The organism is Escherichia sp. E4930, assembly GCF_005845405.1.
Taxonomy (GTDB): Bacteria; Pseudomonadota; Gammaproteobacteria; order Enterobacterales; family Enterobacteriaceae; genus Escherichia.
In genome coordinates, this window is sequence record NZ_VCDZ01000007.1 from 359,032 (window position 1) to 375,220 (window position 16,189).

Below are 16,189 nucleotides of genomic sequence, written 5' to 3' on the forward strand. Positions count from 1 at the left end.
GTAGTATAAGCAGCCACGAGTCGGCACGTAGCGCAGCCTGGTAGCGCACCGTCATGGGGTGTCGGGGGTCGGAGGTTCAAATCCTCTCGTGCCGACCAAAAATCCCAAGAAAACCAACCGCAAAGGTTGGTTTTTTTATATCTACGTCATTCCCCTTCTACCCACACTTACAGTTTTCACTACATGCCCATACATAAAATGGGGTAACATTCACGCGCCTGGTAGCGTAACCAACGCTACGCTCAAACATAATGATTCTAATAAAACCTCAGGAGACTACTATGCCTGAAGCAACGCCTTTTCAGGTGCTGATTGTGGATGATCATCCACTTATGCGACGCGGTGTTCGTCAGTTACTGGAGCTTGACCCTGGCTTTGAAGTGGTCGCCGAAGCAGGCGACGGCGCTAGTGCTATCGATCTGGCGAATAGACTGGATATCGACGTGATCTTGCTGGATCTCAATATGAAAGGTATGAGTGGCCTGGATACCCTCAATGCCTTGCGCAGGGATGGCGTTACCGCGCAAATTATAATCCTGACCGTTTCAGATGCCTCCAGCGATATCTTTGCATTGATAGACGCAGGCGCTGACGGTTATCTGTTGAAAGATAGCGATCCGGAAGTGTTGCTGGAAGCGATTCGCGCCGGAGCAAAAGGTAGCAAAGTCTTTAGTGAACGCGTCAGTCAGTACTTACGCGAGCGTGAAATGTTTGGCGCTGAAGAAGACCCCTTCAGCGTGCTAACGGAGCGTGAATTAGATGTTCTGCACGAACTGGCACAAGGACTGTCCAATAAGCAGATCGCTTCGGTACTGAATATTTCTGAGCAGACGGTAAAAGTCCATATCCGCAATCTGCTGCGTAAACTCAACGTCCGCTCACGCGTGGCGGCCACCATTCTGTTCCTGCAACAACGCGGGGCGCAATAAAAAAATAGCCCGATGGATTTACCATCGGGCTGATATTGATGACAAACGCAACACTGCCTGATGCGCTACGCTTATCAGGCCTACACGGATCGAGCAATGTATTGAATTCGCACGATTTTGTAGGTCGGATAAGGCGTTTACGCCGCATCCGGCATAAACAAAGCGCACTTTGTTATCAATCTGGCCCCGATGGCATCACCATCGGGCTTCTTCTTATTTACTTTCGTGTGGTGATAAATGCTGCATCGCCTGCGCGATACTGCGTTCAATCACCGCACGGCGAGTATCGTTGGCAGGTAAGAGTTTCAACATCATCTCCCACGCAGCAACGGCTTCGCCAAATCGCTGCTGCTCAAAGGCATTAAACGCATACATACTTAACACACGAATATTGCTGTGGTCCGTTCTTACCAACTGGCGTAGCAGTTCGCCGCCGAGGCGGTTGTCGCTGGGATCAGATGAACGTGTCAACGCTTCCGCGTAACCCAGTGCGGCATCACTGTTCTTCGGATCGAGGCGATACGCAGTGGCGTATGCATCGGTCGCGATACTGGCGTTACCCAGCGCCATCCCAACACGGCCCAACATAATCCAGCCTTCTATATCTCCCGGATTTTTTTGCAGTTGAGTACGCATTCCAAGTGCAAGGCGCGACATCTCTTCTTCGTTGAGCGGATCGGCTTTCGGATCCAGCGCCCTGTCCAGCAATGCCGGAGCCTGCGCCGTGGCCTGCTGCCAGATTTTTACCTGCTGATAATTGCCAGTCTGGTAGTAGCCGACGCCTGCCACAATCAATGCCACAACAATACCCGGCAGGTAAACAGCAAATCCGGCACGCTTACCTTCCGGCACGCTTTGTTCAGGAAACTCCTCCACTGCCAGCCGTACACGCCGCCGCGAGCGGGCATAAATAACCCAACCGCCGATACCAATAGCCACCACTGGCAGCACCCACAGCAGCACGGTCAGCGGCGTTAACGGCGGATCGTAAGTGACGAAGTTGCCGTAACGCGCCACCATATAATCGACAATCTCCTGCTTGCTTTTACCTTCCTGCATCAGTTCGTACACTTTCTGGCGCAGGTCGGTCGCAATCATCGAGTTAGAATCAGCAATGCTGTTGTTCTGGCATTTCGGGCAGCGTAGTTCTTCAGTGAGTTGGCGAAACTGCTGTTCCTGTGCTTCATCCTTAAACTGCAACACGTCAATGGTTGCCAGCGCAGAGCCGGAGATCATCAGCATCAGCACGCCCAATAAAAACCTCATTGTGCGGCCTCCTTACTGTATTTCTCCCACAGCGGCTTGATCTCTTCTTCCCAGACGCGAGGATTGAGATCGCCCGCATGGCGATAGCGAATGATGCCGTTGCCGTCAATAAGGAACGTTTCCGGCGCGCCATAGACACCGAGATCCAGCCCTAACATGCCGTCGCCATCAAACAGGCTTAGCGCGTAAGGATTGCCCAGCTCTTTCAGCCAGCTAATTGCCTTCTGGCGATCGTCTTTATAGTTCATGCCGACCACGCGAATGCCCTGCGCAGAAAGCTGATTCAGATATTGATGTTCCGCACGACAGGTCGGACACCAGGTCGCCCAGACGTTAAGCAGCACCGGTTTGCCCTGAGTCAGCACATCCGCCTGATAAAACTGCCCCGGATTGTCCAGTGATTCGAGGCGAAATTTCGGCACAGGCTTGCCAATGAGCGCCGATTCCAGATTGGTCGGATCATCCCCTTCGGCATTACGCGCCAGCTGCCACAGCAGCGCCGCGGCAATCGCCAGGAAGATAATCAACGGAATTAACAATACTTTGCGCTTCATACAGCCTCCGGCGCAGTTTTTTGCGGACTCACGCGCTTACGATAGCGAGGATCAAACAGACACAGCAGTCCGCCCAACGCCATCATCAGCCCGCCCGCCCAAATCCAGCGAACAAACGGTTTGTAGTAAAGACGCACAGCCCACGCGCCGTTTTCCAGCTCTTCACCGAGCGCGGCGTACAGGTCACGCGTGATGCCACCGTCAATCGCCGCTTCGGTCATCATCGACCCGGCAGTGTTGTAATAACGTTTTTCCGCATACAGCACCGTTTCCGGTTTACCCTCTCGCGTTACGCCGATAGTCGCCACACCGCCACGCCAGTTCGGGCCAGTCACCTCTTTGACATCACGGAAGGTGAAGCGATATTCATGAATATCGACGCTATCGCCGGACTTCATGCGCACATCACGCTCAACGCTATAGTTCTGGCTAAAGGCAATGCCAACAATTGTCACTGCCAGCCCCAGGTGAGCCGCCACCATCCCCCAATAACTGAAGGTGGTTTTCGTGCCGCGTGAAATACGCAGCGCAGCTTCTGCAATTGCCAGCACTGCAATCCAGCAGGCCATTGCCAGGCCGAGCACCGTCATCGCCACAACTTTGCTTTCAAACAGCCACGGCAACAGCAGTGATAACACCAGTGTGCTGATGAAGGCGATAATCAACAAATTGCGGATTTTACGCGGTCGGTCGCGCCCCCAGCGCACCAGCGGGCCAATGCCCAGCACCAGTGCAAATGGCACCATCAGCCAGGTAAACATGCTGTTGAAGAACGGTTCGCCAATCGAAATACTGCCGAGTCCCAGTTGCTTGTGCACCAGCGGCAGCAGCGTCCCCAGCAATACCACCAGCATCGCGGCGACCAGCAAAACGTTGTTCGCTAACAGCAAAGATTCCCGCGACCACAGCGCATTGTTTACGCGTGAGCGAACTTTGTGTCCACGCGCAGCAAACAGCAGCAGCGAACCACCAATCACCAGTACCATAAAGGCGAGAATAAACATGCCGCGCGCCGGATCCGAGGCAAAGGCGTGTACCGATACCAGCACGCCGGAACGCACCAGGAAAGTCCCCAGCAGACACAACGAGAAGGCACTGATTGCCAGCAGTAATGTCCACGCTTTGAAGCTGGCGCGTTGTTCAGTGACCGCCAGTGAGTGCATCAGCGCAGTACCCACCAGCCATGGCATAAACGAGGCGTTTTCTACCGGATCCCAGAACCACCAGCCGCCCCAGCCGAGTTCGTAATAGGCCCACGCGGAACCGAGCACAATGCCGAGCGTCAGGAAGATCCACGCTGCCAGCGTCCACGGACGAGTAAAACGCGCATAAATGCTGTCCAGGCGCCCACTCAACAAAGAAGCAATGGCAAAAGCAAACGCCACCGAGAAACCCACGTACCCCATATAGAGCAGAGGCGGATGGAAGATCAACCCCGGATCCTGCAACAGCGGGTTAAGGTCGCGCCCTTCAATCGGGAAGTTCGGCAATGTGCGTGAGAACGGGTTAGAGGTAAAGAGAATGAACAGCAAAAAGCCGACGCTGACCATGCCCATTACCGCCAGTACGCGCGCCACAATATCCAGCGGAATACGCTGGCTAAAAATCGCCACCGCAAACGTCCAGCCGCTCATTAGCAGCACCCACAGCAGTAGCGAACCTTCATGCGCCCCCCACGTGGCCGCAACGCGATACCACACCGGAAGCTGGGTATTGGAGTTACTGGCGACATAGGTGACGGTAAAGTCGTTGACCACGAAAGCATTGACCAGCACCAGAAATGCGCCAGCCACAGACATAAACAGCAGCCAGGCAAACAAGCGGGAAGAAGCCATCATGCGCGCATCTCCGCGCGCCACGCCCCATAGCGGATAAACAGACAGCAAAAGTGCAATCCCTAACGCCAGGCACAGCAGTCCGTTACCAATTTCTGGCATCATGATGCGGGATCCTTATAAGCACTTGCCGGGCGACGATGGTTAGCATCCATCGCCTTTTCAACTTCTGGCGGCGTGTAGTTTTCGTCGTGTTTCGCCAGTACTTCTTTAGCGTGGATATGATTGCCTTTTTCCAGCTCGCCCTGAACCACAACGCCCTGCCCTTCACGGAACAGGTCCGGCAAAATGCCTTCGTAAGAGACATCAACTGAACCTTCAGCATCATAAATGGTAAACGTCACTTTCAGTGAGTCAGGATCGCGCTGCACGCTACCCGGCATCACCATCCCGCCCACGCGCAGACGCTGACCAACTTCCGGCATCTGCTGCGTTTCACGCTTACCGTAGAGAATTTCTCCCGGTGTATAGAAAAGATCGATATTAGAGCGCAGCGCATACAGCACCAGACCGATGGTCAGCGCCAAACCTGCCAACACGGCGCAGGCAATCCACAAGCGATTTTTACGGCGAATATTCATGCAGCCTCCTGCTGTTGCGCAGCACGTAAACGCGCCTCACGCGCCCGCTGCTGCGCCACGCCACGCAGAATTGCGCGATGCTGCATCACCGAGTGCACGACCAAAGCCACCAGCGGAATAACGGTCATCACCACCGCCAGCCAGACAAAAAAGGCGTAACCGCCCATTGCGAAAAATTCATTCCAGGAAGCAAATGCAGGGGTCATTTACGGCCTCTTTTCAGTATCAGTTCACTCACCCACGGACGGCGTTTTTCCATCAGCAAAATCAAATTGCGCATCCGCATTAGCGTCAGCGTGGCAGAAAGCAGCAGGAAGCCAAAAATCGACCAGCGCAGCGGCGAACGCATTGCCGGATCGATACTTTGCTGCATCCGCGTTGATCCCTGATGTAGGGTGTTCCACCACTCCACGGAATAATGAATTATCGGCAGGTTCACCACGCCAATTAGCACCAGAATACCTGCCGCACGGCCCGCCAGACGGCGGTCGTCGAAGGCGTGCCACAGGGCAATCACACCAACATACAAAAACAGCAGCACCAGTTCAGAAGTCAGACGCGCGTCCCACACCCACCAGGTGCCCCACATCGGTTTTCCCCATGCAGAGCCGGTAACCAGGGCAATAAAAGTAAATACCGCGCCAATAGGCGCCATCGCCGCGACCGCCAGGTTAGCCATTTTCATCTGCCAGACAAGACCGATGAACGCCGCTACCGCCATCGAGGCATAAATACCCATCGACCAGATTGCCGCTGGCACATGTAGATAAATAATGCGATAGCTATTTCCTTGCTGATAATCAGCCGGAGCAAAGCCGAATCCCCAGATCCAGCCGACGGTGAGCACGACCACACTGGCGATTGCCAGCCACGGTATAAACCAGCCACAGATTTGATATAACCGTGGAGGGATCGCCAGTTGATGTAGTGTTTTCCACATAGTTTCGATACCAGACTCGAACAAAAATCAGTAATCCAGCGTTATTGAATGCTGATTCGTAACGCTGCCGCCGTCGCAAAAGGACTTAATGTCGCGGTGCCAGCCAGCAACGCGCCTAAAATTGCCAGATACCCGTCCACGGGCAAATGCATCGAAGCCGCGTCCATCGCAGCGGTGGCAAAGATGAGTAAGGGGATGGTGAGTGGTAACACGAGAATGCTGAGTAGCACTCCACCGCGCTTAAGTCCGACCGTCAGCGCCACGCCTGGCGCACCAAGAAAGCCAAGCGTGGGGGTTCCCAACAACAGCGTAAGCGCCATCACTTGCCAACCGTACACGTCCATTCCCAGTAGCAATGCCACCAGTGGTGAGAGAATGAGCAGAGGCAAACCTGTCACCATCCAGTGCGCCATCACCTTCGCCAGCACAACGGCGGGCAAGGGTAATGGCAACAACATCAGTTGTTCAAGACTGCCGTCCTGCAAATCGTCACGAAACAGTCGCTCCAGCGCCAGCAAAGAGGAAAGCAGCGCCGCCACCCAGATAATGCCCGGTGCAATCCTCGCCAGCAATTGCGGCTCCGGACCGATACTAAGTGGAAAAAGGGTAATAACAATCAGGAAGAACCACAGCGGGTTAGCGATTTCGGCGCTATGGCGAAACGCCACGCGCAGCTCAAGACGGAAAATGCGCCAGAACATCATGCGCCCCTTGTATGCGTCAGAGAAATGCGGCGGATTTTACTTTCAGCAACGTTGAGCGGCTGGTGGGTGGTCAGAATCACAATTCCCCCCTGCTCCGTATGCTGCGCCATGCGCTGGGTCAGACGATCGACGCCGTTGACGTCAATCGCGGTAAAAGGTTCGTCGAGGATCCACAACGTAGCGTGGGTCAGCCATAATCGCGCCAGCGCGACGCGGCGTTGTTGCCCGGCAGAGAGCTGATTTACAGGAATATCTTCGAATCCGGCAAGCCCGGCCTGCGCCAGAGCGTCCAGACATTGTGCGGTATCACCGTCACGGTGATAGAAATGCAGATTTTCTAACGCCGTCAGCCGGGTTTTAATCCCCGGCTGATGGCCTATCCATAACAGGTTTTGATGGTAGCTGTCGCGTACCTGATGCAAGGGCTGCCCTTGCCAGAGAACCTCGCCGGCGTCAGGGCGAGACAACCCAGTCAGCAGACGAAGAAGCGTTGTCTTCCCCGCACCGTTGCTGCCGGTGATTTGTACCCACTCTCCTGCGTTCAGCGTAAATGACAAACCACTAAACAAGGTTCGTTCATCCCGCTCGCAGAGCAATTCTCTGGCTTCAAGCATCCCCACGCAATGACATCCTGTTAAAAACCTGGTTCAACTTCGCGCATATCGGGTAGCTTGTGCGCGATCCCTTTATGGCAGTCAATACAGGTTTGCCCATCTTTCACCGCTTGATCGTGCATCTTCGCGGCAACACCTTTCTGGGCGGTTAAATCCATAAACTCGAAGTTGTGACAGTTACGGCACTCCTGCGAATTGTTGTCCTTCATTCGCCGCCACTCATTCTGTGCCATAGTCAGGCGATGAGCTTCGAATTTCTGCGGCGTGTCAATAACGCCCAGAATTTTACCATACAGCTCTTTACTTGCTTTGAGCTTGCGTATCATTTTCGGCACAAACTCGTGCGGAACGTGACAATCCGGACAAGTCGCACGAACGCCGCTACGGTTGTTGTAATGCACGGAATCCATGTATTCCTGATACACCGTGTTGCGCATTTCGTGGCAACTAATGCAAAACTCTTCAGTGTTAGCTTTTTCCATCCCGGTGTTAAAGCCGCCCCAGAAGACGATGCCGCCAACAAAGCCGATCAACAGCAGCGTCCCCAGCGCCAGACGGCTGGGGGTACGCCACCATTTCCACAGGCGCTTAATCAGACCAGGCTTACGGTCAGAATTTCCCATAATAACCTCTTATTTCCCGTAACCTTTTGATGGGGTAAAGGTATTCCCCACGATTGGCGCGGTATCGGCCTGCGGTACGTGACATTGCAGACAGAAATAACGACGCGGAGCCACTTCTGCGCCCACTTTGCCGTCGCTGTCCATAAAGTGAGTAGGACTGATGCGCGGTGCGCCAGTGGTGCGATAGCTTTCAACACCGTGGCACTGTAAGCAGCGGTTGGTATTGGTCGTTACCTGATAACCTTCAACGCTATGCGGGATCATTGGCGGCTGATTCACATAGTTCAGCGGCATCCGATCCTGCTCTTTTGGCATCCGAATGGCCCCTTCCTGCGTCCCGGATACTTCCGGCGACTGGCTAAAATCGACGCCATTTGCCGCCCAAACCGCGCCGCTCATCACCAGGGCCAGCATCGCCGTCCATTGACACAGCGCTTTCTTCAGGTCATGGCTTTTCATGATTTCGCTCCCGAACTCCATCGTGTAGTTATTGTAAATACATCCTCAGAACAGACATCCACGCAGCGACCGCACGTCATGCAATCGCGGCTGGTGACCTGCACCGGGCTTTGTTCATCCAGCACCGGGGCACGTAGCACATGCGGTTCCGGGCAAACATGAAAACAATCCATACAGCGGTTACATTTCTGCCGATCGGTGGCCGCAACGGTAATCACACCTTTGCTACCCAACACGCCATACAGCGCGCCGACCGGACAAATATGGCCGCACCAGCCGTGTTCAACGACCAGTAGATCAAATAAAAACAGCGCGAGAATAAGCAGCGCGCCGCTGCCGAATCCCATTACCAGGCTACGCCCCATCAGAGATACGGGGTTGATCCATTCCCAGATGAGCGAGCCAGTTAAGGCGGATCCCACCAGAATGACCACCAACAGCACGTAGCGAATGTGGCGAGGGATCGTCGCAGACTGATTGAGATCAAATCGTCTGCGTAACCAGTTTGCTAAATCGGTAATCGGGTTCAGCGGGCAGACCCAGCTGCAAAATAATCGCTTTCCTGCCAGGGCGTAGAGTACGGTGATAATCACCGCACCGATCAGCGCCACCGTGGCAGGCAGATGACCGCTGGCAAGGCTTTGCAGCGTCATCAGCGGATCGGTCAGCGGAACGGTGTCGAATAACAGGCTACTGCTGTAGTTGCCATGTAAGATCCACACACCAAACCACGGGCCGCTCAAAAACATCCCCAGCACGAAGAACTGACAAAGGCGACGTAACACCAGCCAACGGTGACTGCGCCACCAGCCTTTTTTCTCCAGCGCCTCGCGCCCGGCGTCACGTTTACGATTTGCCATTGTTCCCCTCCAGCCAGCCGAAGCGGTAATGGTGACCTAACTCCCCTTTCGCCAGTGACAGCGGTAACACCTTGATTGCCGGTTGTTCCAGCACGCATACTTTTTCGCACTTACCGCAACCGGTACAGGCGTCGCTGTGAACCGTCGGCAGAAAACGGGCGTGCTTACCGGTACGCGTGTTGCGCTCCAGCTCCAGGGTGATTGCCTCATCAATTTTCGGGCATTCGCGATAACAAACATCACAGCGCAGCCCCTGAAAGTTGAGACAGTTTTCCTGGTCCACCAACACCGCCAGCCCCATCCGCGCGTCGTCGATCGATTCGATCTCACGATCCAGCGCGCCGCTGGGGCATACTTTGGCGCACGGGACGTCCTCACACATTTCGCAAGGAATATCCCGTGCGACAAAATATGGCGTACCCGCCGACAGGCCAGAGGCCAGCGTCGCCAGTTTTAAGGTGTCGTAAGGGCAAGCCTGAACACACTGACCGCAACGCACACAGGCACTGGCAAAGGCGTTCTCATTTATGGCTCCGGGCGGGCGCAACCGCACGCCAGATGCGCGTGCGGTTTGCTGTTGTAACCCCAGCGCCACACCCACGGCAGCCAGACCGCCTGCTGTGCGAACAACATCGCGCAGAAAGCGGCGGCGACCATTTTGAGGTTTCGCTGACCGGGACATAATGGCTTACACCTTCTCCAGTTTGACCGCGCACTTCTTGAAGTCCGTCTCTTTCGAGAGCGGATCGGTCGCGTCCAGCGTCAGTTTGTTAACCAGCTGTGCGGCGTCGAAGAACGGCATGTACACCAGGCCCTGCGGCGGACGGTTACGACCGCGCGTTTCGACAATCGAGATCACTTCGCCACGGCGAGAAACCACTTTCACTTTGTCGCCACGACGCAGATCGCGCGCTTTCGCATCCAGCGGGTGAATAAACAGGACCGCTTCCGGGAAGGCGCGGTGCAGTTCCGGTACACGGCGAGTCATACTGCCGGTGTGCCAGTGCTCCAGAACGCGTCCGGTAGAGAGCCACAGGTCGTACTCTTCATCCGGTGCTTCCGCCGCCGGTTCGAACGGCAGCGCGAAGATCACCGCTTTGCCATCCGGTTTACCGTAGAACTTATAGCCTTCGCCCGCTTTCACATACGGGTCGTTACCTTCGCTGTAACGCCACTGCGTTTCTTTACCGTTCACCACCGGCCAGCGCAGACCGCGCGCTTTGTGGTAGTCATCGAACGGCGCGAGATCGTGACCGTGACCGCGACCAAACCATGCGTACTCTTCGAACAGCCCTTTTTGCAGATAGAAGCCCAGCTCGCGGGATTCATCGTTCAGCTGATCTTCCGCCAGTTCGGATACCGGGAATTTGCTCACTTCGGGGGTGGCATACAGAACTTCGTACAGCGTTTTGCCACGCAGTTCCGGTTTCTTCGCCAGCAGCTCTTCCGGCCATACTTCTTCAGTTTTGAAGCGGCGGGAGAACTGGACTAACTGCCAGAGATCCGATTTCGCTTCGCCTGGTGCCTGCACCTGCTGACGCCAGAACTGAGTACGGCGTTCGGCGTTACCGTAAGCACCCTCTTTCTCTACCCACATTGCGGTCGGCAGGATCAAGTCGGCGGCCAGCGCACTGACCGTCGGATACGGATCGGAGACGATGATAAAGTTGCGCGGATCGCGCCAGCCCGGCATACGCTCTTCATTAATGTTCGGTCCGGCCTGCATGTTATTGGTACACATGGTCCAGTAAACATTCAGTTTGCCGTCTTTCAGCGCACGGTCTTGTGCCACCGCGTGCAGACCGATTTTCGCCGGAATGGTGCCGCTCGGGATATTCCACTTCTTCTCGCAAATATCACGATGTTTCTCGTTAGTCACCACCATGTCCGCAGGCAGACGGTGAGCAAAGGTGCCCACTTCACGCGCAGTACCACACGCGGAAGGCTGCCCGGTCAGGGAGAACGGACCGCAACCCGGCTGGGAAATTTTGCCGGTCAGCAGGTGCAGGTTGTAGACCAGGTTGTTGGCCCACACGCCGCGGGTATGCTGGTTGAAGCCCATCGTCCAGTAGGAGATGACTTTCTTGTTCGGATCGGCATACAGCTGCGCCAGTTGTTCTAACTGGTCTTTCGGCACGCCGGTCATTTCGGCGGTTTTTTCCAGCGTATATTCGGCAACGAAGGCTTTGTAATCTTCGAAGCTCATCGGTTCGGAGGCGTCAGAACCCGGATTCTTCGCTGCTTTTTCCAGCGGATGGGTCGGACGTAAACCGTAGCCGATGTCCGTCGCCCCTTTGCGCAGGTTAACGTGCTTGCTGAAGAAGTCCTGATTTATCGCATTGTTTTGAATGATATAGTTGGCGATGTAGTTCAGGATCACCAGGTCAGATTGCGGCGTAAAGATGATGCCGTTATCCGCCAGCTCGAAACTACGATGCTGGTAGGTAGAAAGCACCGCCACGGTGACGTTCTGGTTAGAGAGACGACGGTTAGTGATGCGCGACCAGAGGATCGGGTGCATCTCCGCCATGTTTGCGCCCCACAGCACAAACGCGTCAGCCTGCTCGATGTCGTCATAGCAGCCCATCGGCTCATCCATACCAAAGGTACGCATAAAGCCAACCACCGCCGACGCCATACAGTGACGCGCGTTCGGGTCGATGTTGTTCGAGCGGAAGCCCGCTTTAAACAGCTTGGACGCAGCATAACCTTCCCAGATAGTCCACTGACCAGAACCGAACATACCGATCGATTCCGGCCCTTTTTCTTTCAGGGCGGTTTTGAATTTCTCTTCCATCACATCGAAGGCTTGATCCCAGGTGATTGGGGTAAATTCGCCTTCTTTGTCATATTTACCGTTTTTCATACGCAGCAGCGGCTGCGTCAAACGGTCTTTACCGTACATGATTTTGGGCAGGAAATAGCCCTTAATGCAGTTCAGGCCACGGTTAACCGGTGCGTCCGGGTCGCCCTGACAGGCCACCACACGCCCCTGCTGCGTTCCGACCAGAACGCCGCAACCGGTACCGCAGAAACGGCACGGCGCTTTATCCCATTTAATGGCTTCCTGCTGACCAACAACGGCGCGGGCAACGCCCGGCACGCTGAGACCGGCAGCCGCCGCAGCGGCCGCAACGGCGTTAGCTTTCATAAAGCTACGACGACTGAGTTTCATGGTGTTTCCTCACCTTGCTCTTCCTGCTGGTGATAAACCAGCGACACCGCCAGCACGCCCTCTACGTTGCGTACTGACTCAATGGTTTGGATCAGCGTTTCGCTGTCTTCTGCTTCCACCACCACAATCAACTGACCGCTCGGCGCGTCGCTGACAGCAACTTCACAGCCGGGAAAGGCGTTCAGTTGGGTGCTGATGTCTGAAATTCGTTCGCTTTTGGCCTGCACGACCAGGCTGCAAACTTGCCAGTTAGTGTGCATGGAGATACTCCGCAGTTATGGCTGATACCGGACAGCTGGCTGCACATGCTCCACATCCGTTGCAAAGTTGGCTATTAAGTTGCGGCTGGTAGATCCCGGAGAGCGTCGGGCGAAAGATAATTGCCATTGGCTCACAGCTATCCTGACAGCGGCGGCATTCAACTGACTGATACGCCAGGCACGCGTCCCCAATGGTGAACTGCAAATCCCAGGCCCTGGTGTGGCGCGGAGAAAATAGCGATTCGGGGCAAGCCTGCGCGCAGGCGTAACAGAAGCTGCACTCGTTATTTTTGAAATTAACGCTCGGATAGCCACCCGCGCCGCGTTGCAGAATGTTGTTTTCACAAGCATTAATACAGGCGTCGCAGCGGGTGCAATGGGTCAGAAAATGAGATTCATCACCGGACCAGGGCGGACGGATACCGTTACTGGCTTTGCGCCAGCGACCAGTGAGTATGCCCCGACGGGATGCATCAATCTTCACATTGACCTTCCATCATTAACGCGCTCTGAAAATTGAGAGCGACCAAAGAAACCGCGTAATTAATAAGCCATTTTTATAGGCGCTAAGATATTAAAGGATGTGTCAAAGATGCATACCCCGATCGGGGTAAAACCTGTAGCAGGATCAAAAGAGTGGTGGGAAGGCTGGCAAAAATGGGCTTTTATTCACATTTCAAACGGTTATAAACAATTTTACATAGCGATAAATTCACCAAAGATATTTATCCAGGCTTCGCCATCCATCAGCATATAACTCCAAAAGAGAAGGTAAAGTTGTCTGAATATTCTATGCATTATTCATAAAGCAAATTAATAAATCTGATGAATATGTTAACCTTCAGCGACATCATCGGTGAAAACCTATAAATGAAGAAGGAAAGCAAAAATGAAGACTATTCTACCTGCAGTATTGTTTGCCGCTTTCGCCACAACTTCAGCCTGGGCGGCAGAAAGCGTCCAGCCACTGGAAAAAATCGCCCCTTATCCGCAAGCTGAAAAAGGGATGAAGCGTCAGGTGATTCAGTTAACCCCGCAAGAAGATGAATCTACCCTGAAAGTAGAACTGTTAATCGGTCAGACGCTGGAAGTTGACTGCAATCTGCATCGTCTCGGCGGGAAACTGGAAAGCAAAACGCTGGAAGGCTGGGGCTATGATTATTATGTCTTTGATAAAGTTAGCTCCCCGGTTTCCACGATGATGGCCTGCCCGGATGGCAAAAAAGAGAAGAAATTTGTCACCGCGTATCTGGGCGATGCCGGAATGCTGCGTTACAACAGCAAGCTGCCGATCGTGGTGTATACGCCAGACAATGTAGATGTGAAGTACCGTATCTGGAAGGCGGAAGAGAAGATTGACAACGCGGTAGTTCGCTAAACACAGCGTAACGCCCGTCGGTCGGATAAGGCGGTTACACCGCATCCGGCATCTAACGCCCGAGCCGGTGCCTGATGCGACGCTGGCGCGTCTTATCAGGCCTACGCCGCGGTTAAGTGCTGCAACCGCCAGGTCGGATAAGGCGGTTACACCGCATCCGACATCCAACGCCCGAGCCGGTTGCCTGATGCGACGCTGGCGCGTCTTATCAGGCCTACACCGCATCCGGCATACCATGCCGGATGCGGCACATCATTACAATGCAATATCCGCCACTTCTTTTTGAACGGGTTGCGGTTTCAACTGCGGTTTCGGCGTACTGTCTGCCGCCTGCGGCTTGTCGTATTTCAGCCCCAGCACTTCGCTGGTGTACTGCAACTCACGTTCCGTTGCTGCCACATCACCATTCAGCTTACGTCCATAGGACGGAACGATCGCTTTCAACGTAGCCTGCCATTGCGGGCTGGAAACGCGATCGCCAAATACTTTTTCCAGCAGATTCAACATAATCGGCGCAGCGGTTGACGCCCCTGGCGATGCCCCCAGCAGCGCGGCAATGGTCCCTTGCTGATCACTGACCACTTCTGTTCCCAGACGCAGTACGCCACCTTTCTCGGCATCACGCTTGATAATCTGTACGCGCTGCCCCGCTTGCCACAAACGCCAGTCCTCTTTTTTCGCCTGTGGATAGTATTCTTTCAACGCTGCAAAACGATCCTCTTCACTCAACATCACCTGACTCACCAGATATTTCACCAGATCGAAATTATCCAGCCCGACGTGCATCATCGGCATCACGTTTGACGTTGTGGTGGAACTCATCAGATCCCACAGCGAACCGTTTTTGAGGAATTTGGTTGAGAAAGTAGCAAATGGCCCGAAAAGCACCACGCGTTTACCATCCAGAACTCGGGTGTCAATATGCGGAACCGACATCGGCGGCGCACCGACAGATGCTTTACCGTAGACCTTCGCCAGATGATGGTTAACCACGTCAGGGTTTTCCGAGACAAGGAACTGTCCGCCCACCGGGAAACCAGCGTACTCTTTCGCTTCCGGGATACCGGATTCTTGCAAAAGCTTCAGCGCCGCACCGCCCGCGCCGATAAAAACAAATTTCGCGCGGATGTTCTGTACAGTGCCATTTTTCAGATCGGCAATGGTGACGGTCCAGGTGTTGTCGTCATTACGTTTGAGGCCGCGGACTTCGCTACTGAGTTGCAGCGAAAAGTTAGATTTCTTCTGCAAGGAAGCAATTAACTGGCGAGTGATTTCACCATAGTTTACATCGGTGCCGATTTCTGTACGTGTCGCTGCCACTTTCTGCTGCGGATCGCGTCCTTCCATCACGAGTGGCGCCCACTCTTTGATTTGCGCGTGATCTTCGGAGTAACGCATACCGCGGAACAACGAACTTTGTTGCAAGGCCGCGTAACGGGCGCGCAGGAAATTGACGTTATCTTCGCCCCAGACAAAGCTCATGTGCGGAACGGTATTGATAAATGAACGCGGGGTACGCAGCACGCCGCGCTCGACCTGGTGCGCCCAGAACTGGCGGGAAATCTGGAATGCTTCGTTAATGGCGACTGCTTTTTCGATACTGATGCTACCATCGGCGTTTTGCGGGGTGTAGTTCAGTTCCATCAACGCAGAATGCCCGGTTCCGGCGTTGTTCCAGCCGTTCGAACTCTCCTGCGCAACACCGTCCAGGCGCTCCACCATGGTCATCGACCATTCCGGTTCCAGCTCCCGTAAATAGGTCCCCAACGTGGCGCTCATAATGCCGCCGCCAATCAACAGTACATCAGTTTCCTGCTCCTCGGACGCTTTCGCTTTTGCCGCCATCGAAACGGCATTAAGCCCCACGGCCATCGAGAAGAGCATGGCAGTCACTTTTTTCATCTTGTTAATGCCTTACTTTTAGTCGCTTTATTGCAGGTGAGATTTGCGCGGCATCAACGGTAACACTTAAGTAACAACATTTAAATAATGTTTATAAATTATCTTCTAA

19 protein-coding genes and 1 tRNA gene are annotated in these 16,189 nt (G+C 54.3%); 4 read left to right on the plus strand and 16 right to left on the minus strand.

All coding sequences use genetic code 11. The annotated features are described in order from the left end of the window. The first annotated feature begins 21 nt into the window (after nucleotides 1-21). A tRNA-Pro gene (locus FFT88_RS11970) sits at nucleotides 22-98 on the plus strand. Between the two features lie 183 nt (nucleotides 99-281). Continuing rightward, on the plus strand, nucleotides 282-929 hold the full coding sequence (gene narP, locus FFT88_RS11975) for a nitrate/nitrite response regulator protein NarP (RefSeq protein WP_064526779.1): 648 nt from the start codon (nucleotides 282-284) through the stop codon (nucleotides 927-929). Between the two features lie 213 nt (nucleotides 930-1,142). Here narP and ccmH read toward each other — a convergent pair whose 3' ends face one another. Genes ccmH through napF form a run of 15 tightly spaced genes read right to left on the minus strand, consistent with a single transcriptional unit; the run spans nucleotide 1,143 to nucleotide 13,284 of the window. After that, nucleotides 1,143-2,195 (minus strand): cytochrome c-type biogenesis thiol:disulfide oxidoreductase CcmH, encoded by a 1,053-nt coding sequence (ccmH, locus tag FFT88_RS11980; RefSeq protein WP_130217086.1) that lies wholly within the window; start codon nucleotides 2,193-2,195, stop codon nucleotides 1,143-1,145. Further along, nucleotides 2,192-2,749, minus strand: a complete 558-nt coding sequence (gene dsbE / locus FFT88_RS11985; protein WP_000824439.1) for a thiol:disulfide interchange protein DsbE — start codon at nucleotides 2,747-2,749, stop codon at nucleotides 2,192-2,194. Before dsbE ends, ccmH begins: the two co-directional genes overlap by 4 nt. Beyond that, nucleotides 2,746-4,689: a cytochrome c-type biogenesis heme lyase CcmF gene (ccmF, locus tag FFT88_RS11990; protein ID WP_135404825.1), complete on the minus strand. Its 1,944-nt coding sequence runs from the start codon at nucleotides 4,687-4,689 to the stop codon at nucleotides 2,746-2,748. Before ccmF ends, dsbE begins: the two co-directional genes overlap by 4 nt. Further along, nucleotides 4,686-5,165, minus strand: coding sequence for a cytochrome c maturation protein CcmE (gene ccmE, locus FFT88_RS11995; RefSeq protein WP_130217082.1), 480 nt, complete (start codon nucleotides 5,163-5,165; stop codon nucleotides 4,686-4,688). The genes ccmF and ccmE overlap by 4 nt, the downstream gene beginning before the upstream one ends. Beyond that, on the minus strand, nucleotides 5,162-5,371 hold the full coding sequence (gene ccmD, locus FFT88_RS12000) for a heme exporter protein CcmD (RefSeq protein WP_032184639.1): 210 nt from the start codon (nucleotides 5,369-5,371) through the stop codon (nucleotides 5,162-5,164). Before ccmD ends, ccmE begins: the two co-directional genes overlap by 4 nt. Beyond that, nucleotides 5,368-6,105 (minus strand): heme exporter protein CcmC, encoded by a 738-nt coding sequence (gene ccmC / locus FFT88_RS12005; protein WP_001295447.1) that lies wholly within the window; start codon nucleotides 6,103-6,105, stop codon nucleotides 5,368-5,370. The genes ccmD and ccmC overlap by 4 nt, the downstream gene beginning before the upstream one ends. A gap of 41 nt (nucleotides 6,106-6,146) precedes the next feature. Then, nucleotides 6,147-6,809 carry a heme exporter protein CcmB gene (gene ccmB, locus FFT88_RS12010; protein WP_000971724.1) on the minus strand — a complete coding sequence of 221 codons (663 nt, stop codon included), beginning with the start codon at nucleotides 6,807-6,809 and terminating at the stop codon, nucleotides 6,147-6,149. Continuing rightward, on the minus strand, nucleotides 6,806-7,429 hold the full coding sequence (gene ccmA / locus FFT88_RS12015) for a cytochrome c biogenesis heme-transporting ATPase CcmA (protein WP_217355973.1): 624 nt from the start codon (nucleotides 7,427-7,429) through the stop codon (nucleotides 6,806-6,808). Before ccmA ends, ccmB begins: the two co-directional genes overlap by 4 nt. A 14-nt stretch (nucleotides 7,430-7,443) precedes the next feature. Then, nucleotides 7,444-8,046, minus strand: a complete 603-nt coding sequence (gene napC / locus FFT88_RS12020; RefSeq protein WP_130207128.1) for a cytochrome c-type protein NapC — start codon at nucleotides 8,044-8,046, stop codon at nucleotides 7,444-7,446. Between the two features lie 9 nt (nucleotides 8,047-8,055). Continuing rightward, the gene (napB, locus tag FFT88_RS12025) at nucleotides 8,056-8,505 is read right to left on the minus strand and encodes a nitrate reductase cytochrome c-type subunit (RefSeq protein ID WP_135404823.1); all 450 of its coding nucleotides are present in this window, start codon (nucleotides 8,503-8,505) and stop codon (nucleotides 8,056-8,058) included. Beyond that, nucleotides 8,502-9,365, minus strand: a complete 864-nt coding sequence (napH, locus tag FFT88_RS12030; RefSeq protein WP_135404821.1) for a quinol dehydrogenase ferredoxin subunit NapH — start codon at nucleotides 9,363-9,365, stop codon at nucleotides 8,502-8,504. Before napH ends, napB begins: the two co-directional genes overlap by 4 nt. Then, nucleotides 9,352-10,047: a ferredoxin-type protein NapG gene (gene napG, locus FFT88_RS12035; protein ID WP_000091300.1), complete on the minus strand. Its 696-nt coding sequence runs from the start codon at nucleotides 10,045-10,047 to the stop codon at nucleotides 9,352-9,354. Before napG ends, napH begins: the two co-directional genes overlap by 14 nt. 6 nt (nucleotides 10,048-10,053) lie before the next feature. After that, entirely contained in the window at nucleotides 10,054-12,540 is a 2,487-nt protein-coding gene (gene napA, locus FFT88_RS12040) for a periplasmic nitrate reductase subunit alpha (RefSeq protein WP_000778067.1), read from the minus strand. Further along, nucleotides 12,537-12,800: a chaperone NapD gene (gene napD / locus FFT88_RS12045; protein ID WP_000557378.1), complete on the minus strand. Its 264-nt coding sequence runs from the start codon at nucleotides 12,798-12,800 to the stop codon at nucleotides 12,537-12,539. Before napD ends, napA begins: the two co-directional genes overlap by 4 nt. Then, nucleotides 12,790-13,284 (minus strand): ferredoxin-type protein NapF, encoded by a 495-nt coding sequence (napF, locus tag FFT88_RS12050; protein ID WP_000686723.1) that lies wholly within the window; start codon nucleotides 13,282-13,284, stop codon nucleotides 12,790-12,792. The genes napD and napF overlap by 11 nt, the downstream gene beginning before the upstream one ends. Nucleotides 13,285-13,392: 108 nt before the next feature. On the opposite strand from napF, the gene FFT88_RS25840 reads away from it, so the two are divergent. Together FFT88_RS25840 and eco are read left to right on the plus strand one after the other, a co-directional pair. After that, nucleotides 13,393-13,557: a hypothetical protein gene (locus FFT88_RS25840; RefSeq protein WP_276606031.1), complete on the plus strand. Its 165-nt coding sequence runs from the start codon at nucleotides 13,393-13,395 to the stop codon at nucleotides 13,555-13,557. 132 nt (nucleotides 13,558-13,689) lie between these two features. Beyond that, the gene (gene eco / locus FFT88_RS12055; protein WP_000849212.1) at nucleotides 13,690-14,178 is read left to right on the plus strand and encodes a serine protease inhibitor ecotin; all 489 of its coding nucleotides are present in this window, start codon (nucleotides 13,690-13,692) and stop codon (nucleotides 14,176-14,178) included. 255 nt (nucleotides 14,179-14,433) lie between these two features. Here the strand turns inward: eco and mqo are convergent, their stop codons facing one another. Then, entirely contained in the window at nucleotides 14,434-16,080 is a 1,647-nt protein-coding gene (gene mqo / locus FFT88_RS12060) for a malate dehydrogenase (quinone) (protein WP_135404818.1), read from the minus strand. Nucleotides 16,081-16,189 lie beyond the last annotated feature (109 nt).

Bases quoted from the DNA above. Each gene is read 5' to 3' on its own strand.
- napB (WP_135404823.1), bottom strand. From the start codon at position 8,505: ATGAAAAGCCATGACCTGAAGAAAGCGCTGTGTCAATGGACGGCGATG.
- FFT88_RS25840 (WP_276606031.1), top strand. From the start codon at position 13,393: ATGCATACCCCGATCGGGGTAAAACCTGTAGCAGGATCAAAAGAGTGG.
- napD (WP_000557378.1), bottom strand. From the start codon at position 12,800: ATGCACACTAACTGGCAAGTTTGCAGCCTGGTCGTGCAGGCCAAAAGC.
- mqo (WP_135404818.1), bottom strand. From the start codon at position 16,080: ATGAAAAAAGTGACTGCCATGCTCTTCTCGATGGCCGTGGGGCTTAAT.
- ccmE (WP_130217082.1), bottom strand. From the start codon at position 5,165: ATGAATATTCGCCGTAAAAATCGCTTGTGGATTGCCTGCGCCGTGTTG.
- ccmH (WP_130217086.1), bottom strand. From the start codon at position 2,195: ATGAGGTTTTTATTGGGCGTGCTGATGCTGATGATCTCCGGCTCTGCG.
- napH (WP_135404821.1), bottom strand. From the start codon at position 9,365: ATGGCAAATCGTAAACGTGACGCCGGGCGCGAGGCGCTGGAGAAAAAA.
- napA (WP_000778067.1), bottom strand. From the start codon at position 12,540: ATGAAACTCAGTCGTCGTAGCTTTATGAAAGCTAACGCCGTTGCGGCC.
- napG (WP_000091300.1), bottom strand. From the start codon at position 10,047: ATGTCCCGGTCAGCGAAACCTCAAAATGGTCGCCGCCGCTTTCTGCGC.
- ccmC (WP_001295447.1), bottom strand. From the start codon at position 6,105: ATGTGGAAAACACTACATCAACTGGCGATCCCTCCACGGTTATATCAA.
- napC (WP_130207128.1), bottom strand. From the start codon at position 8,046: ATGGGAAATTCTGACCGTAAGCCTGGTCTGATTAAGCGCCTGTGGAAA.
- narP (WP_064526779.1), top strand. From the start codon at position 282: ATGCCTGAAGCAACGCCTTTTCAGGTGCTGATTGTGGATGATCATCCA.
- eco (WP_000849212.1), top strand. From the start codon at position 13,690: ATGAAGACTATTCTACCTGCAGTATTGTTTGCCGCTTTCGCCACAACT.
- dsbE (WP_000824439.1), bottom strand. From the start codon at position 2,749: ATGAAGCGCAAAGTATTGTTAATTCCGTTGATTATCTTCCTGGCGATT.
- ccmD (WP_032184639.1), bottom strand. From the start codon at position 5,371: ATGACCCCTGCATTTGCTTCCTGGAATGAATTTTTCGCAATGGGCGGT.
- ccmF (WP_135404825.1), bottom strand. From the start codon at position 4,689: ATGATGCCAGAAATTGGTAACGGACTGCTGTGCCTGGCGTTAGGGATT.
- ccmB (WP_000971724.1), bottom strand. From the start codon at position 6,809: ATGATGTTCTGGCGCATTTTCCGTCTTGAGCTGCGCGTGGCGTTTCGC.